The 15253-nt window shown below is 70.5% G+C and carries 18 protein-coding genes; 9 read left to right on the forward strand and 9 right to left on the reverse strand.

Annotated elements, in window-relative coordinates:
* Positions 1-23 precede the first annotated feature (23 nt).
* Positions 24-470 carry a hypothetical protein gene (locus tag ACFWCH_RS06030; protein ID WP_378803131.1) on the forward strand — a complete coding sequence of 149 codons (447 nt, stop codon included), beginning with the start codon at positions 24-26 and terminating at the stop codon, positions 468-470.
* Positions 422-1096, forward strand: a complete 675-nt coding sequence (locus ACFWCH_RS06035) for an ATP-binding protein (RefSeq protein WP_378803132.1) — start codon at positions 422-424, stop codon at positions 1094-1096. The genes ACFWCH_RS06030 and ACFWCH_RS06035 overlap by 49 nt, the downstream gene beginning before the upstream one ends.
* Before the next feature lie 19 nt (positions 1097-1115).
* On the opposite strand, the gene ACFWCH_RS06040 is transcribed toward ACFWCH_RS06035, so the two are convergent.
* From ACFWCH_RS06040 to ACFWCH_RS06075, 8 genes are all read right to left on the reverse strand, one after another.
* Positions 1116-2216, reverse strand: a complete 1101-nt coding sequence (locus tag ACFWCH_RS06040; RefSeq protein WP_136029627.1) for a hypothetical protein — start codon at positions 2214-2216, stop codon at positions 1116-1118.
* Positions 2210-2965 (reverse strand): hypothetical protein, encoded by a 756-nt coding sequence (locus ACFWCH_RS06045; protein ID WP_206252095.1) that lies wholly within the window; start codon positions 2963-2965, stop codon positions 2210-2212. The genes ACFWCH_RS06040 and ACFWCH_RS06045 overlap by 7 nt, the downstream gene beginning before the upstream one ends.
* Positions 2962-4032, reverse strand: coding sequence for a VWA domain-containing protein (locus ACFWCH_RS06050; protein WP_136044726.1), 1071 nt, complete (start codon positions 4030-4032; stop codon positions 2962-2964). Before ACFWCH_RS06050 ends, ACFWCH_RS06045 begins: the two co-directional genes overlap by 4 nt.
* The gene (locus ACFWCH_RS06055; RefSeq protein WP_378803133.1) at positions 4029-5015 is read right to left on the reverse strand and encodes a VWA domain-containing protein; all 987 of its coding nucleotides are present in this window, start codon (positions 5013-5015) and stop codon (positions 4029-4031) included. Before ACFWCH_RS06055 ends, ACFWCH_RS06050 begins: the two co-directional genes overlap by 4 nt.
* A complete protein-coding gene (locus tag ACFWCH_RS06060) occupies positions 5006-5491 on the reverse strand; it encodes a hypothetical protein (protein WP_136030821.1) in 486 nt (161 codons plus the stop codon). Before ACFWCH_RS06060 ends, ACFWCH_RS06055 begins: the two co-directional genes overlap by 10 nt.
* Entirely contained in the window at positions 5478-6365 is an 888-nt protein-coding gene (locus ACFWCH_RS06065; protein ID WP_136030824.1) for a DUF58 domain-containing protein, read from the reverse strand. Before ACFWCH_RS06065 ends, ACFWCH_RS06060 begins: the two co-directional genes overlap by 14 nt.
* Positions 6366-6374: 9 nt before the next feature.
* On the reverse strand, positions 6375-7481 hold the full coding sequence (locus ACFWCH_RS06070; RefSeq protein WP_205812810.1) for a MoxR family ATPase: 1107 nt from the start codon (positions 7479-7481) through the stop codon (positions 6375-6377).
* Between the two features lie 125 nt (positions 7482-7606).
* Entirely contained in the window at positions 7607-8536 is a 930-nt protein-coding gene (locus ACFWCH_RS06075) for a DMT family transporter (RefSeq protein ID WP_206252092.1), read from the reverse strand.
* A gap of 214 nt (positions 8537-8750) precedes the next feature.
* On the opposite strand from ACFWCH_RS06075, the gene ACFWCH_RS06080 reads away from it, so the two are divergent.
* From ACFWCH_RS06080 to ACFWCH_RS06090, 3 genes are all read left to right on the forward strand, one after another.
* On the forward strand, positions 8751-10178 hold the full coding sequence (locus ACFWCH_RS06080) for an FAD-dependent oxidoreductase (RefSeq protein ID WP_378803134.1): 1428 nt from the start codon (positions 8751-8753) through the stop codon (positions 10176-10178).
* A gap of 257 nt (positions 10179-10435) precedes the next feature.
* Positions 10436-10702, forward strand: coding sequence for a hypothetical protein (locus ACFWCH_RS06085; RefSeq protein ID WP_136037453.1), 267 nt, complete (start codon positions 10436-10438; stop codon positions 10700-10702).
* Positions 10699-11076 (forward strand): type II toxin-antitoxin system VapC family toxin, encoded by a 378-nt coding sequence (locus ACFWCH_RS06090; RefSeq protein WP_168443183.1) that lies wholly within the window; start codon positions 10699-10701, stop codon positions 11074-11076. Before ACFWCH_RS06085 ends, ACFWCH_RS06090 begins: the two co-directional genes overlap by 4 nt.
* Positions 11077-11084: 8 nt before the next feature.
* Here ACFWCH_RS06090 and ACFWCH_RS06095 read toward each other — a convergent pair whose 3' ends face one another.
* Positions 11085-11780 carry a Pr6Pr family membrane protein gene (locus tag ACFWCH_RS06095; RefSeq protein ID WP_136030835.1) on the reverse strand — a complete coding sequence of 232 codons (696 nt, stop codon included), beginning with the start codon at positions 11778-11780 and terminating at the stop codon, positions 11085-11087.
* Positions 11781-11885: 105 nt separating this feature from the next.
* Here ACFWCH_RS06095 and ACFWCH_RS06100 point away from each other — a divergent pair, with 105 nt between their 5' ends.
* The 4 genes from ACFWCH_RS06100 (at position 11886) to ACFWCH_RS06115 (ending at position 15228) form a co-directional block, all read left to right on the forward strand.
* Entirely contained in the window at positions 11886-13145 is a 1260-nt protein-coding gene (locus ACFWCH_RS06100) for a hypothetical protein (RefSeq protein WP_378803135.1), read from the forward strand.
* A gap of 155 nt (positions 13146-13300) precedes the next feature.
* A complete protein-coding gene (locus ACFWCH_RS06105) occupies positions 13301-13714 on the forward strand; it encodes a barstar family protein (protein WP_247638075.1) in 414 nt (137 codons plus the stop codon).
* A gap of 191 nt (positions 13715-13905) precedes the next feature.
* The gene (locus ACFWCH_RS06110; protein ID WP_378803136.1) at positions 13906-14940 is read left to right on the forward strand and encodes a hypothetical protein; all 1035 of its coding nucleotides are present in this window, start codon (positions 13906-13908) and stop codon (positions 14938-14940) included.
* Between the two features lie 27 nt (positions 14941-14967).
* Positions 14968-15228: a hypothetical protein gene (locus tag ACFWCH_RS06115; RefSeq protein WP_136030839.1), complete on the forward strand. Its 261-nt coding sequence runs from the start codon at positions 14968-14970 to the stop codon at positions 15226-15228.
* The last annotated feature ends 25 nt before the right edge of the window (positions 15229-15253 follow it).

A 15253-nucleotide genomic window follows, 5' to 3' on the forward strand; every position in this document is an offset into this window, starting at 1 on the left:
TAGATTGCCCAGGTGGAGCCGGAGTGCGTCCTCCCGAGCTCGGCGGTCTCATCATGTACGGCCTCCGCGGAGTGGGAAAAACCGTCCTCCTCAATGAGTTACAGCAGCTGGTCGGCCGCGCCGGATGGGTGACGGTCCAGCTCGAAGCCAGGCCGGGTCAGTCCGGGCGGCTGGCCGTTCGTCAATCGCTCGGACGAGGCATCGCCATGGCAGGACGGCAGATGGCTCGATTCCGTTCCGCCGTCGAGGAGGTCAAGACGGCGATCTCGACGATCTCGGCGTTCTCGTCCACCGTCGCGGGCGTGTCGATGAACCTCGGCGTGGACCGCTCCGACCATCGTGCGAACTCCGGGCTCCTCGAAGTCGATCTCGAAGAACTCGTGGCCGACCTGGCTCAGCCGCTGAGGAAGAACACAGTGCGTTGGCGATCTTCGTCGACGAGATGCAGGACCTGGATGTCGATCTGCTGACGGCGCTCCTCGCCGTTCAGCATCGCGCAGTGCAGTCGGATTGGCCTTTCTTCATCATCGGAGCGGGACTGTCGACGCTTCGCCCCACGCTCGCGGAGGCCCGCTCCTACGCGGAGCGGTTCACGATCCGCGAGGTCGGGGCGCTGCCGGACGAAGAAGCGAGAGCCGCGGTCAGAAACCCAGCGACGGCGCTGGGAGCGAAGATCTCCGATGATGCGTTGGAGGCGATCCTCGGCGAGGCGCAGGGGTACCCGTTCTTCCTTCAGACGTTCGGGAAAGCCGTCTGGGACATCGCCCCCGATCGGAACATCGATCGTGAGATCGCCGTCGCGGGAATCGCCGAAGGCAACGCCGATCTCGATCAGAGCTTCTTCCCGGCTCGGTGGGATCGCACGACTCCCGGTGAGCGGCAGTACTTGCGCGCGATGGTGGACGTGGGAGGGGGAGACATGGCGAGCACGTCGGCGATCGCGGAGCAGCTCGGAACCGCGGCGACGTCCTTGAGTCGCGTTCGGCAGTCTCTCATCGAGAAGGGGATCATCTATGCCGAACGTCGGGGGTACGTCAGCTTCACGGTGCCCAACATGGACAGGTTCATCCGGCGCCAGGCGGACACCGACGAGTAGGCAGCGCGACTGACTGAGGTCACTCGAAGCCGGGGTAGTCCTGCAGCTTCTCCTGGAACTCGGCACGGTCGGCCTCGCTCAGCACGGCGCTCGCGATCACCACGAGCTGCAGGCCCTCCAGTGGCTCGCCGGTGCGGGCGCTCTGCGCCTCCCGCGAGGTGCGGAAACCGCCGTCGACGTCGTTCGACAGGTCGTAGATGTTGGCGTAGAACCGCAGCGGATCCGGGTAGTTCTCGGTGTAGTACTCCCAGGTGGTCTGCGTGCGCGGGTCGTCGCTGCCGTAGAGCTTCGCGATCATCGACGGGTCGATGCCCGAGTTCGCCGGGTCGTTGAACGCGTACAGATCCCACAGCCCGTGGTCGAGCACGACCTCGTTCACCACGCGCATGACCTCGAGCTTGCGGTCGTAGTCCTGCACCGGCTCGTTCGTCGCCCACGCGGCCGTCGTGAACTCGTACAGCATCGACTCGCCGCCGTAGCCGTTGCGCTCCGGCCGCAGGTCTTCCGCGCCCACCGGCGTCCACGTGTAGCCGAACTCGTCCGTGAGCCGGGCGCGCACATCCGCGAACAGCTCGTCGGCCGTGGCCCGCACCTCCTCCAGCGACTGCTGCGACAGCGCCTGCTGGGGGTCGGTGCCCTTGATGCCCGGATACCCCTCCGCGTGCCGCTGCTCCGCGGTCTTCACGCCCTCGTAGTCGCCCGAGGCGGACGTGCGCAGGGCGCTCAGTGCGCCGACGGTCGCCACGTTCAGCAGCACCGTCACCACCAGGGCGATCGCGCCGAGCCGTCGTGCACCGGGGGAGAACAGCGCCGCGACCACGACGCCGAGCACCACCAGCTGCAGGGCGAGGAACGTGACCCCGTACAGCAGGTCGGTGCCGCCGGCGGCCAGCACCCCGAGCAGGGTCAGGGAGAACAGGATCGCCGCGACGAGGGCGATCCAGCCGAACGCGGAGCCCGGGGTGCGCTTCTCGTCGACCGGTGCCGCGGGCAGCGGCGGAGGTGTGAGGTCGGGCTGTCGCCGCTTGGCCCCCGCATACCCGCCGGGGGGAGGGACGGGCGGCGCACCCTCGGCCCCGCCCACATAGCGGGCGCGCTGACGCTCGTTGTCGCTCACCATGGCTTGTCCGTTCCCGAGCCGCCCGGATCGTCGCCCTGCTGCTGGTCGCGCTCCTGCGTGCCCTGGTTGAGCTTGTCCTGGAGGTCCTGCAGCTTGTCGTCGGACGGCTGCGGCTGCTCCTCCTGCTCCTGCTCCTCGGGCTCCTGCGGCTGCTGCTCCTGTTCCTGCTCCTGCTGCTTCTGCTTGAGCCGGTCCTCCGCGCCGTCGAGGGTGTCGGACATGTCGCGCTGCGGGTCGGGCGACTGCTGCTGCGCCTCCTCGCTGCGGCACTCCTCCGGCGTCTCCACCGTGAGCGTGAGGGCCTCGCCGTAGAGCTCCGCGGCCGCGGCACCGTCGCCGTCCGCCCTGGCCGCATCGCCCATCCGCTCCACGACCAGCGCGAGGTTGATGCGCACCGCGCACACCTCCAGTCCGGTGGCGAGGTCGAGCGCCCGCTCCAGCTCCGCTCTGGCCGCCGGCAGCTCCTCCGCACCGGCGAGGGCGGTGCCGATGTTGTACGGCGCCTTGTACGGCTCGAACCAGTTCAGGAACTCCTGGCCGCGGGCGGCGGACTCCGACCCGGCGAAGTCGTCGACCACGTACGACGTGATCGACTGGTGCGCGAACGCGTACATGCTCAGGATCTTGCCCACCACGAGCAGTGCGGCGAGGGTGAGCGGCAGCGTGCCGATGGCCACCCAGCGGCGGATGCGGCGGCGGCGTCGGTGGGACCGCAGCAGCGCGGCCGCCGTGTCGTCGTGCGCGGTCATGCGCCGCCTCCGTCTCTCGCGGGTGCGGGGTCGACGGAGTCGCGGCGGCGGGCGGGTGCGAGTCCCCGAAGCCGCGCGATGAGCGTGGTCGCCCGCAGCAGCTCGACCCCGAGGAGCGCGAGCAGCACGAGCGCCGCGATCCAGTACAGCTCTGTGACGTTGCCGACCTCGCCCGATTCGGCGTAGCTGGTCGTGGTTGACGGCGCCTCCGGCAGCACGGGCTCGGTGTCGGCGGTGCGGTGCTGGTACTCCACGCCCAGCTGCTCGGCCACGGTCTGCAGGTTCTGCTCGTCGATCACCGACAGCGCGTCCGAGCCCTCGTACTGGATGTACTCGCCCTCGCCGCCGCTCACGCCGCCGCTTGTCACCCGCATCGGACCGCCCTCCGCGGTGCCGTAGCCGAACACCGCCCCCGCATCCGTGTACTTCGCGCTCTTGTCGAACGACTCGGGCGTGGTGCCCGTGGTCTGCTCGCCGTCGCCGAGGTAGAACACCATGCGCGACCGGTCCGGCGAGGCCTCGGCGGCGGAGCGCAGCGTGTCCTCCAGCAGCCCGGCGGCGACCCCGATCGAGCTGCCGCGCGACTGGCTGGTGACCTCGGGGCGCAGCACGTCGAGCGAACCGATCAGCGCGGTGGTGTCGGTGGTCAGCGGCATCCGCAGCTGGGCGGACGCGTCGGAGGTGATCATCGCGAACCGTGCCCCCGGGTACTGCGCGACCAGCTCGCGCACGTCGGCGCGCACCCCGTCGAGCCGCGGAGAGCCCTCGTCCCAGTCCTCCGCGACGATGCTGGCGGTGGTGTCGACCACCAGCACGACGTCGGTGTCGGTCGCGAGGGTCTGGGTCGCGCCGCCGGGGATGCCAGGGCGCAGCAGCATCGCGAAGCACGCGAGCACCATCAGCAGTCGCAGGGCCCACAGCGAGCGGTGCGCGGCGATCGCACGGCGGTCGGTCACGCGCTCGCCGCCGGCCCGGGGTGCGCGCACCAGCATCCACACCGCGGCGGCGGCCACGGCACCGCACAGCAGCACCACGAGGATCAGGGGGAGGACGGGCTGGAAGATCACAGTCGCACCCTCCACGCCAGCAGCACGAAGCCGAGCGCCACGACCGACAGCACCGCGATCCACAGGTTCGGGGCGTCGGTCCACACCACCTGCGCCTCACCGCGCAACGCCGTCGCGTCCTGCTCCTGCACCTGGTCGACGATGTCCGACACGGTCGTGGTGTCGCGCAGACCGAAGGCCGCGCCGCCGGTGGCCTCGGCGGCGGCGGTCAGCTCGGCGCTCACCGCGGCGTCCTTGCCCTCGACCGGGTTGATCGCGAAAACCCGCACGCCGTTCGACGCGGCGTACGCCGCCGCCTCCTGCAGCGTCACGATCGAGGCGCCGTTCACCTCGTTGTCCGTCGCGAAGATCACCGACCGCGACCGGTCGTCGTCGGGATGGTCGAAGCCCATCGCGCACGCGGCCAGGCCGTCGCCGATCAGCGAGGCGCCGTCGCCGTTGAGGGTCCCGACCCAGTGCTCGGGGATGCGGTCGACGTAGTCGAAGCTCGACACCATGCTCGTCAGGTGCTCGCGGATGAAGTCGTAGTCGTCGGTCAGGGGGAAGATCTGCACGGGCGAGCTGTTGAAGATCGTCAGCCCGATGCGCTCGCCCTCGAAGCCGTCCAGCAGCTCCTCGAACACCGACAGCACCTCGACGTCGACCTCGCTCATCGACCCCGACACGTCGAGGCACAGCATGATGTCGCGGCTGCTGTTGACCGGCTGGATGGTCTGCGCGGCCATGGGTCGCGCGGCCACCACGCCGGCCACGAGCGCCGCGACCGCGCCGAGCGCCAGGATCCCCGACAGTGCGAGCACCCGCCGTGACAGCGCCTGGCGGAACGACGGCAGCGTGCGCAGCCGTTCGGCTCGCGCGACCCGCGCGGTGTCACCGGCCGCACGACCGCCCCGCCGCCGCAACCCCAGCACGAGCCCGACCGCGACCGCCACGATCACGACGGCCGCGGCGAGGATCAGCATCCACACGTTCGCTAGTGCCATGCGCGCACCACCGTCCTGGCGGCCGCGGCCCCCGCCACGGGGTCGATCGCCGGACCCTGCCGGAAGATGCTCGGGTAGTAGTGCCGGCCCATCGCGTCGATCAGGGCCGGGTTCACGCCGCGGGCGACCAGGTCGTCGAGCGCGAGCACGGGCGCCTCCAGGCCGCTGTACTCGTTCACGAACGCGCGCACCACGCGGCTGAGCTCGAGGTTGGCCTGCCGCGCCGACAGCCGGCGCCCGAGGTAGTCGTTCTCCACGGCCTGGATGCGGTCGAGGTACTCCGTGCGCAGCACCGACAGCACGTCGAGCGTCGAGGGCGTCGCGCCCGTGGCGGCCGGGGCCGCGGTGCGCGGGGGTCGCGTGAGCACGATCAGCAGCCACGCGCCGAGCACCAGCAGCGCCAGGATGCCGAGCGCGAGCAGCATCCAGCCCCAGCCGTACTGCGCCGGCGGGTAGAGCTCGTCAGAGCCGGGCATTCGACCTCCGGTTCAGCAGCCGCAGCAGCTGCGGCACGGCGTCGTCCTGTCCGTCGAGCGCGGCGTGGCTGATCTCCATGCGGGTGAGGAGGTCGGCGAGGCGGGCGGCGTCGGCATCGCGCTGCGCCGTGAGCTCCTGCACGATGCCGCGGTCGCCCTGCACGAAGTCGGGCACCTGCCACCGGCTGTCCACGTCGACGCGCAGCCGCCCGGTGCGGTGGTCGAGCACGGGGTCGGCGTCGCGCAGCGTGAGCCACAGCACGTCGTGCTGCACGCGCAGCCTCCGCAGCAGTCGCTCGGTCTCGGAGGTGACCGGGGCCTCGTCGGTGAGCACGACCACGATCATGCGGCGGGCGACGGTGCGGGTGACGAACGACAGCAGCGCGTCGCGGTCGCTCGGGGCCGCCGCGTCGTCCACCGCGCGATCGAGTGTGCGCAGGGCGTGCTCGAGGGCGCCCTCGCTGCGACCGGGAGCCAGGCGGCGCACCCTGGACGCATCGCCGTAGACCACGGTGAAGTCGTCGCCGTGGCGCAGCGTGAGCACGCCGAGGGCCCCGGTGGCCAGGATCGCGAGCTCCTTCTTCGAGCGCTCGTCGGCGGCCAGGGCGGCCATCGAGCGACCGGTGTCCACCACGAACATCACGGTGTGCATGCGCGTGGCCCGCGACCGCTTCACCAGCGGCGTGCCCAGCCGGGCGGTCGCGCGCCAGTCGATGTCGCGCACCTGATCGCCGTACTCGTACTTGCGCAGGTCCTCGAAGTCGAGGCTCCGTCCGTGCAGCAGCGACGCGTAGGCGCCGTCGAGCGCGTGCAGGGATTTGCGCGACGAGTGGATGAAGAGCTTGCTCTTCACCTGGGTGATCAGGCTGGCCATGGCGGTGCGTCAGGGCGTGGGGACCGAGGCGAAGATCTGGTCGATGATCTCCTCGCTGCGGATGCCCTCGGCGTCGGCCTCGAACGTCAGCAGCACGCGGTGGCGCAGCACGAGGTGCCGGAGGGCGCGGATGTCCTCCGGCAGCACGTGCGCGCGTCCGTTCAGGAGGGCGAGGGCCCGCGACGCCTGCAGGAACGCGATGCTCGCGCGGGGGCTGGCGCCGTACTTGATGTAGCGGGCGCGCTCCTCGCCGATGTACGGCGCCGGATTCCGGGTGACGTAGGCGAGCGAAACGATGTAGTTGCGGATCGCGGGGTCGACGTAGATGCGGCTCGCGACGTCTTGCAGCAGGTGCACGTCGTCGAGCGTGACGGCGCTGGACACGTGCCGGTCGGGGTCGAGCACGCCGGAGTCGATGCGGCTGAGGATCTCGAACTCGTCGGCGGGGCTCGGGTACTCGACGATCTCCTTCAGCAGGAACCGGTCCATCTGCGCCTCGGGCAGCTCGTAGGTGCCCTCCTGCTCGATGGGGTTCTGCGTCGCGATCACGAGGAACGGCTTCGGCAGCGGGTGGATCTCGCCGCCGATCGTGGTCTGGTGCTCCTGCATCGCCTCGAGCATCGCGCTCTGGGTCTTGGCGCTGGAGCGGTTGATCTCGTCGAGCAGCACGAAGTTGGCGTGCACGGGGCCGAGCACGGTGCGGAACGTGCCGGTCGCGGCGTCGTAGATCTGGTTGCCCGTGATGTCGCTGGGCAGCAGGTCGGGCGTGCACTGGATGCGCTTGAACTGCGCCTTCACGGTGTCGGCCAGGGTGCTCGCGGCGGTGGTCTTCGCGAGACCCGGCACGCTCTCCAGCAGGATGTGGCCGCCCGCGATGAGCGAGACGAGCAGGCTGGTGCGCAGACGCTCCTGGCCGACCATCTTCGCCGAGTACGCGTCGGAGATGGTCTTCAGCACGCCGGTGGCGCGGGCCATCTCGGCCTCGGTGGGTGCGGGCTTCTCGCCGGGCGCGGGCGTCGGAGCCGGGGTGGCGGCGGGCGAGGTCGCGGCGGAGGGAGCGGGCGGGGGCGGGGGTGCGGAGATCGTCGGCGGAGTCTGCGCGTCGGGCTCGGTCATCGGTCGGTTCGTCTCCCTCGTTCACACGCGGGACCACGTCGTGCCCCTCCGCCGACCAGCGTAATCGCAACGACGGGACGCGCGCCCGCCGAACAGGGCGGCGTCGGCCTCGGGGAACCCGCGGATCAGCGGGCGCGGCGCCAGCGCAGGCGCGTGATGAGCACCCCGAGCAGGCACAGGGCGCCACCGACGAACATGAGCGGCGTCGGCACCTCGCCCAGGATCATCCACGACATCAGGATCGCGAGCGCCGGGACGACGTAGGTCGTGGCGGAGGTCTTGCCCGCGGTACTGCGCTGCAGCACGTACGCCCAGGTGGTGAATGCGATCGCCGTGGGGAACACGCCCAGGTACACCACCCACAGGGTCGCGTCGAGGGGCGCGGACTGCACGTCGGCCACGAGCGGACCGATCCACGGCAGCAGGGCGACCGTGCCCGCGGCCGCGCCGAGCCACGTGAGCGTGGTCGCGTCGGCACCCCCGCTCAGCAGGTGCTTCTGCAACAGCGTGCATCCGGCGTACATGACCGCGGCCAGCAGAGCGAGCAGGAGCCCGGTGATGTCCGGACCGGTGCTGCTCGTGGAGTTCATGCCGATCAGCACCACGCCGAGGAACGCGATGGGTGCGCCGATGATCAGCGGGCGAGGGAAGCCCTCCCGCAGGAACAGTCCGCTGAACACCACCACCATGAGCGGAGCCAGATTGACCACCATCGCCGCCGTCCCCGCGTCGAGCGTGCGCTCCGCACTGTTCAGGGCCAGGTTGTACACGCAGAACCAGCCGACGCCCCACAGCACGATGAGCAGCCACTGCCGCCGGTCGGGGAGGCGGATGCCGTGGCGGAGCGCGATCACCGTCAGCGCGAGCGTGCCGACGGCCATGCGCAGCAGCGCGAGTGCACCGGGGTCGTAGTGCGGGCCCGCTCCGCGGATGCCGATGAACGCCGAGGCCCAGAGCACCACCGTGACCACGGCGGCGAGGAGGACGAGCACGCCCTGACGGCGGTCGGGCGCGCGCTGCTCGACCGTGGGCTCTGGCGCGGGGGTGTGCGGCACCGTCCGATCCTCCCACCGGCCTCCGACAGCGGGCGATCCTCGGGAGCGACAGCCGTCGTCGCTTTCCCGCCAGGCCGCCGGTGGGGCACTGCTAACGTCGAAGAGCAGCCACTGTCCGGGCAGGTCGAGCGTTCCGCTCCCCCCGGAGAAGGACTGTCCTCCTCACCCGGATACGGCTGCGCCCGATACATGACGACGAGTGTGAGGACCATACGTGACGAACAGTGAACGAGTAGCGATCATCGGTGCCGGCCCCTCGGGGATGGCACAGCTGCGGGCCTTCGAGTCCGCGGCCCGTGCGGGGGCGGACATCCCCGACCTGGTCTGCTTCGAGAAGCAGGCCGACTGGGGCGGCCAGTGGAACTACACCTGGCGCACCGGACTGGACGAGTTCGGCGAGCCCGTGCACTCCAGCATGTACCGCAACCTGTGGTCGAACGGCCCGAAGGAGGCGCTGGAGTTCGCCGACTACACCTTCGACGAGCACTTCGGCCGTCCGATCTCGTCGTATCCGCCGCGCCCCGTGCTGTGGGACTACATCGCCGGACGCCTCGCGAAGACGCGGGTGCGCGACCTGATCCGCTTCCAGACCGCCGTGCGCTGGGTGGAGTTCGACGAGGAGCGCGAGGTGTTCACGCTCACCAGCGAGCACCTGCCCACCGGAGCGACGACCACGGAGGAGTTCGACCGCGTGGTGGTGGCCAGCGGGCACTTCTCCTTCCCGAACGTGCCGCACGTCGACGGCATCGAGACCTTCCCCGGATCGATCTCGCACGCGCACGACTTCCGCGGTGCCGAAGCGCTGGCCGGCCGCGACGTGCTCGTGATCGGGTCGAGCTACTCCGCCGAGGACATCGGCAGCCAGGCGTTCAAGATGGGCGCCCGCTCCGTCACCGCCAGCTACCGCTCCGCGCCGATGGGGTACGACTGGCCGGAGGGCTTCGAGGAGCGTCCGGTCGTGCAACGGTTCGACGGCAGCGTGGCGCATTTCGCCGACGGCACCTCCACGCGCGTGGATGCGGTGATCCTCTGCACCGGCTACCTGCACCGGTACCCCTTCCTCCCGGGCGACCTCGCACTGTCGTCGCCCAACAACGTCTACCCGGACGGGCTCTACCGCGGTGTGCTGTGGCAGCAGAACCCGCGGCTGGCGTACCTGGGCGCGCAGGACCAGTGGTTCACGTTCAACATGTTCGACGCGCAGGCGTGGTTCGTGCGCGACGTGATCCTCGGTCGCATCGAGCTCCCCGACGAGGCGGAGCGGGCGGCCTCGATCGCGCAGTGGCGGGAGCGCTTCGACCGGATCGACTCGGCGGCGACCGAGATCCGCTTCCAGGCGGACTACATCCGTGACCTCCTGGAGTGCACCGACTATCCGGCGTTCGACCTCGACCGCGTCGTCGAGATCTTCCTGGCGTGGAAGCGCGACAAGAAGGCGGACATCATGGGGTACCGCGACCGCGTGTACGCCTCGGTCATGACGGGCACCCTCGCCGCCGTGCATCACACGCCCTGGCTGGAGGAGCTCGACGACTCGCTCGACCGCTACCTCGACGTGGACCCGGATGCCCGTGGTGCGGCGCTGCTCACCGGCGACCCGGCGGCGGACGACGACGAGCGCGAGGCGCTGCTGCCCGCCTGATCGGATTCGTCGGGGTGCTCTCGCGACGATCAGCCCCCTGGGCGGCGCGAGAGCACCTCGTCGGGTGCCGTCCTTGGCGGGGTAAAGGGCGGAGCCCGACGCCACCGTCCGCTGCACCCAACGGTTCGGTGGCGACAGGGGTAGCGTGACACCGGGTCACGCGCTCCACAAGATCAGCGGCGGGCGATCACCCGGGTGATGTCCGCTTTCGTCGACGTCGGTGTTACACCGCAGACTGCTGGTGTTACACTTGACGCATGCCGACCAAGCACCCGCGGACCAACATCACGCACACGCCGCAGGTCGCCCGCGCCCTTGACGTGGCACGACGGCGGTGGCCGGAGGAGGAGCGCGACAGTGCCCTGATCCTCCTCCTTCTCGAGGAGGGCGCCCGCGCTGTCGAAGAGCACGCGGATGAGCGTGATGCCCGGCGGGCGCAGCGACTCCGTTCTCTCGCCGGACGGTACTCGGGTGTCTACGGCGACGATTACCTGGAGCGCGTCCGCGAAGGCTGGGACGAGTGATCGTCGTCGACGCGGGTGTGCTCATCGGTCTGCTCGACGACCGCGACGCGCACCACCGGGCGGCACTGGAGATGCTCGAGCGCACGCCGCCGCCGTACCTGGTGCATCCGCTCACGCTCGCCGAAGTGCTGGTCGGGCCGGCCAGGGTCGGTCGCGAGGCTCAGGCCTGGGACGACCTGAAAGAGATCGGCGTCGAGGTCGCGGCCCTCGGCCCTGACGAGCCGCTGGCTCTTGCACGGTTGCGCGCCGAGCACCGGTTGAAGATGCGGGACACGTGTGTGCTCGCCACGGCCGTGCATCACGGGTGCCGTCTCGCGACGTTCGACCGTCAGCTGGCCGCGGCCGCCGCGCGCAGCGGACGCGCGCTCGACTGACCGCGCCGTCACTGCGCGCGGACGACACCCCGTCGGCGGCCGACCCACACGACCAGTGCGGCGGTGGCGAGGATGATCGCGGCGATCAGCAGCACATACAGCGCCACGGTCCCGTAGCCGCCCGGCTGGTGCGGGTTGAGGAACGGGTAGGGGTACCACCAGTGCTCGCCCGTCCCCGGGGAGACCACGAGGTTCGCGCGCACCAGGGTGTACACGACCCAGACGATCGGGAAGACCGCCGCGACCGCGACGGCGCTCCACCGCAGTGCGCGTCGACGCGGGGCGACCAGCACGTCGAGCAGCATCAGCAGGGGGATCACGACGTGCAGCACCTCGTTCGACCACGCGACCGTGGCACCCTGCGGCAGGGCGATGCCGCGCAGGAGGGTGTTGTAGACGACGCCGGTCACGATCATGTAGCTGCTCGCGCACATCAGCAGGACCGCGAGCCAGCGCGGCTCGGGGTCGGTCGTGTCGCGGTGGCGCAGCGCCCACACGGCCCCGGCGGCGAGGGCGACCGCCGCGAGCACGTTCGACTCGATCGTGAAGAAGCTGAAGAAGTTCGCGATCACGGTGGGGAGGTGGCCGCCCCACGCGGTGTCGGCGTCGCGCGCGATCTCCAGCGTGCGCAGGAGCTGGGCGACGATGGCCGCCACGGCGAGAGCCGATGCTGCGAGCCGCGCGTAGGGCCACCACCGTGTCATACCGACCTCCGTCGCACACTGTAGCGGCACGGAATCCTGCCCACCGCCACCCGGTGTCCGTTGCGTACGACAGGATGGGGCAGACGATGCGGAGGGGGTGGCTCGATGTCGTACGACCTCGAGGTGTACGGAAAGGTCTCGCTGACGGCGAAGGAACTCGCGAAGGTGGTGTCGTCGGTGCGGGGACTGAAGGCCACGGTCGACCGGCGCGCGCAGACGATCTCCTCCATCGTGCACAAGCGCGGCCGTGCGGCGGCGTTCGAGCTCGACGGGCCCAATCTGCTGGAGCCGGAGGACATCCCGGAGGAGTGGACGGAGGCGGCCGGCTCCACGGTGCTCTACAGCATCCACGTGCCGTATGCCGTGCAGTCCGACGGAGGGTTCTCGTTCCGTGTCGACGAGCGCGATCTGGCGGCGGCGACGGCTTTCGCGGCGCGGCTGGCGGAGCGCATCGACGGCACGGTGATCGACTCGCAGACCGTCGAGCCGCGCGAACCAGAGCCCGCGCCGGAACCCGAGCCCCCGCGCCCGCGCTTCCTGCACCTCCGCTGGTATCGCCTGCTCGACGACCGGAACGACCAGGACCTCGCCGCGATCTATCTCCGCACCGCTCGCGAGTTCTTCCGGCCGGGGGTACCCTCGCGTTTCGGCACGCACGAACCCTTCCAGGGGCGGTTCCCCCGCGACGACGACGCCCTGTTCGACACGATGTACCGCGAGTCCTGCTACATCGGCACCCTCATCCTCGCCGGCAAGCCGATCGAGCACGGGACCATCGACGGCTGGACCAACGACCTGAGCCGGCGCACGCAGACGATCGGGCTGAAGTTCGAGCTCGATCGGCTCGTGAAGCTCAAGGCTCTCGGCGCCGTCGAGTCGTTCGTGGTCGCCCTCGCCGAACGCACCGGCTCCTTCTTCGCTTTCGCCGAGGTCAGCACGAGGCGATACGGGACCGCGCAGCCGTCCATGGACGTGAACCTCGACGACCCGTGGAGCGGGCTGCCGACCGACCCGCAGTGGCTGACCTGGTTCGGGCCGGAGTACGCCGAGCTCGTCGCGCCGCACCTCGACCCCGCGCGAACGACGGCCACGGCGCGGGGAACCCTGTTGCGCTGGACCGAACACCCCGCCGAGGCGGAGGAGTTGCGCGCACTGAGCGGCGACCCCTGGATTCCCGCCGACTACCGGGGAGTGTTCGACCCCGCCGTCGACGAGCGATGCCGCAGGGCGGCCGCCGTCATGCCGGCGTCTCTGCGCTATCCCGCCGCGGGCTCGCCCCAGGCCCTGCGCATCGAGGCGCACTATGCGCGGGCGCGCGACGTGCAAGCCAGGTCGGGCGCGCGGCCGGGGGAGGGACGCCGATGACGCTCGAACAATCGGGTGCAGGTCCCTCGTCGACCGCGCGGGACTTCCTCTGGACGACGGGCGGCCCGTGGGTGTACGTCGGTCACGGCGAGCCAGGTCGCGAGAAATGGATCCCCTCGTGGTTCTACGCGGAGCCAGGACGGGACGACGTGTGCGTGCGCACCCTGCGCGGATGGAAGATGCGGTCCTACGAAGGACTCATGAACGAGTTCGGTGCCGCTCTCCAGTTCTTCGACGGCTTCGGCGAGAACTGGCCGGCGCTGAGCGATTGCCTCCGCTCCCTGGACGAATGGCTGCCGGCGAGTGCCTACGTCCTCGTCGTCGAGCGCGCGGAAGAGGTCCTGGTCGACGATCCGCTCGACCTGGAAGCGTTCTTGCGGACGCTGCACTTCGCAGGTGAATCCTGGTCGGAGCCGGTGGACGGTCCTGCGGTCCACGCTCGGCCGCCGACCCCGTTCCATGCACTGCTGAACGTCAGTGACGCGCATCCGGAGGGCATCGACCGCTTCGTCCGCGTCGCAGCCGGCGCACGCACCGACATCCCCCTGCGTGAGGGCGGCACCCGATGACGACAGTGGTCTCCGAGGGGTGGCACTGACGCCCCCGGGTCCGGCGACGGCACGGCGGTACGTCAGGATGGGGAGACGCGCACGGGAGGGGATGCACGGTGTCGTACGACGTTGAGGTTTACGGGAAGCGCTCGCTGCGACCGCGTGACCTGGTCTCTGTGATCACGGAGGACGCCGCGCTCCATGCCGACGTGACCGCGGAACCCGCGGGGATCTCGGCGGTGGTGCGCGCGCAGGGGGGCTCCCACTGCTTCCTCGTCGACGGACCGAGCCGCCGGGATCGCGAGGAGATGCCGGAGGGGCGGGCCGACCTCGCCGGGCGACGCGTGCACTACAGCATCTCCGTGGCGTACAACGAGGAGGTCGAGGCCAACACGGCCCTCGCCCTCGCGTTCGCGGCGCGGCTGGCCACACGGGTCGACGGCGTGGTGGTCGACGCGCAGACCGAGGATCCGCCCCCGCCCGCCGCACGTCCCGCGGAGCCTGAGCTGTTCCTGCACCTGGAGTGGTTCCGCGTCATCGACGAGCACAGTGCCGACTTCGCCGCGCACTACGTCGGGGCGGCCGAGGAGTTGTTCCCGCGGGCGCTGCCCCGGGCGTTCGGCCACTGGTCGCCGACGCTGAAGTTCGCGAAGGAAGGCGCAGCGGGGTTCGACCGGTTCTACCGGGAGGAGTGCGCCACGGACCGGATGCGGATCGCCGGACGCAAGCCGCTGGAGTACGGGTACCTCGAGGAGTGGTCGCATCAGCAGATCGGGGAGCGCCAGCGTCTCGGGCTGGTGCTCGACGCGACGACACTGGTGAAGCCACGTCCGGCCGCGGCCGTCGAGGCGTTCTTCGTTGACCTGGCCGCGCGCTGCGGCAGCTTCTACGCGTGCGCGGACGTGCGGCCGTCGAGATACCAGCCGCCGGTGGCGGGCGCGAAGTGGGGCGAGTGGACCGGGCTCCCCGTCGAGGCGCCCTGGTTGAGCTGGTTCGCTCCCGACTACGCCGAACTCGTGCGCCCGCATCTCGTCGACGGCGAGTTGCGTGAGTCCGCCAACGGCCTCCTCCACATCTCCCGCATGTCGCCGGCTCCGGAACCTTCGGAGGACCGGGATTCCTGGCTTCCCGAGGATTTCGTGCCCCTTCTCGGCGACCCCGACGATCGCAGGCTGGCGACGGCGACGGCGCGTGTGATGCCGGAGCGGCTCCGCTCGTCGAACCGCCTCGTACGGACGCGCTGAGCGTCCATCCCCACCGAAAGGCCAGCCATGCTGTCGGACTACAACCGCTCGGTCCTCGCGGAGATGACGCACGCGATGCAGCGGCTCGAGCGGGGCGAGTCGTCGCTGGTCGACGCGCAGTCGTCGCTGTCCGCGCGAGGGCCCCTGTTCGAGAACGACGGGTCGGGGATCCGCGATCTCGCCAGATCGATGACCGCCCGGATCGAGGACATCGCGGACCTCGACGGCGAGGATGGCCGCGACAGCGCGATCGAGTGCTTCGCGCGCTTCCGTCGTGAGGTCGAGTGACGCCGCCCTCAGCCGCATCCACCGC

It is taken from the genome of Microbacterium sp. NPDC060132 (assembly GCF_042729675.1).
In the GTDB taxonomy this organism is placed as follows: Bacteria; Actinomycetota; Actinomycetes; order Actinomycetales; family Microbacteriaceae; genus Microbacterium; species Microbacterium sufflavum.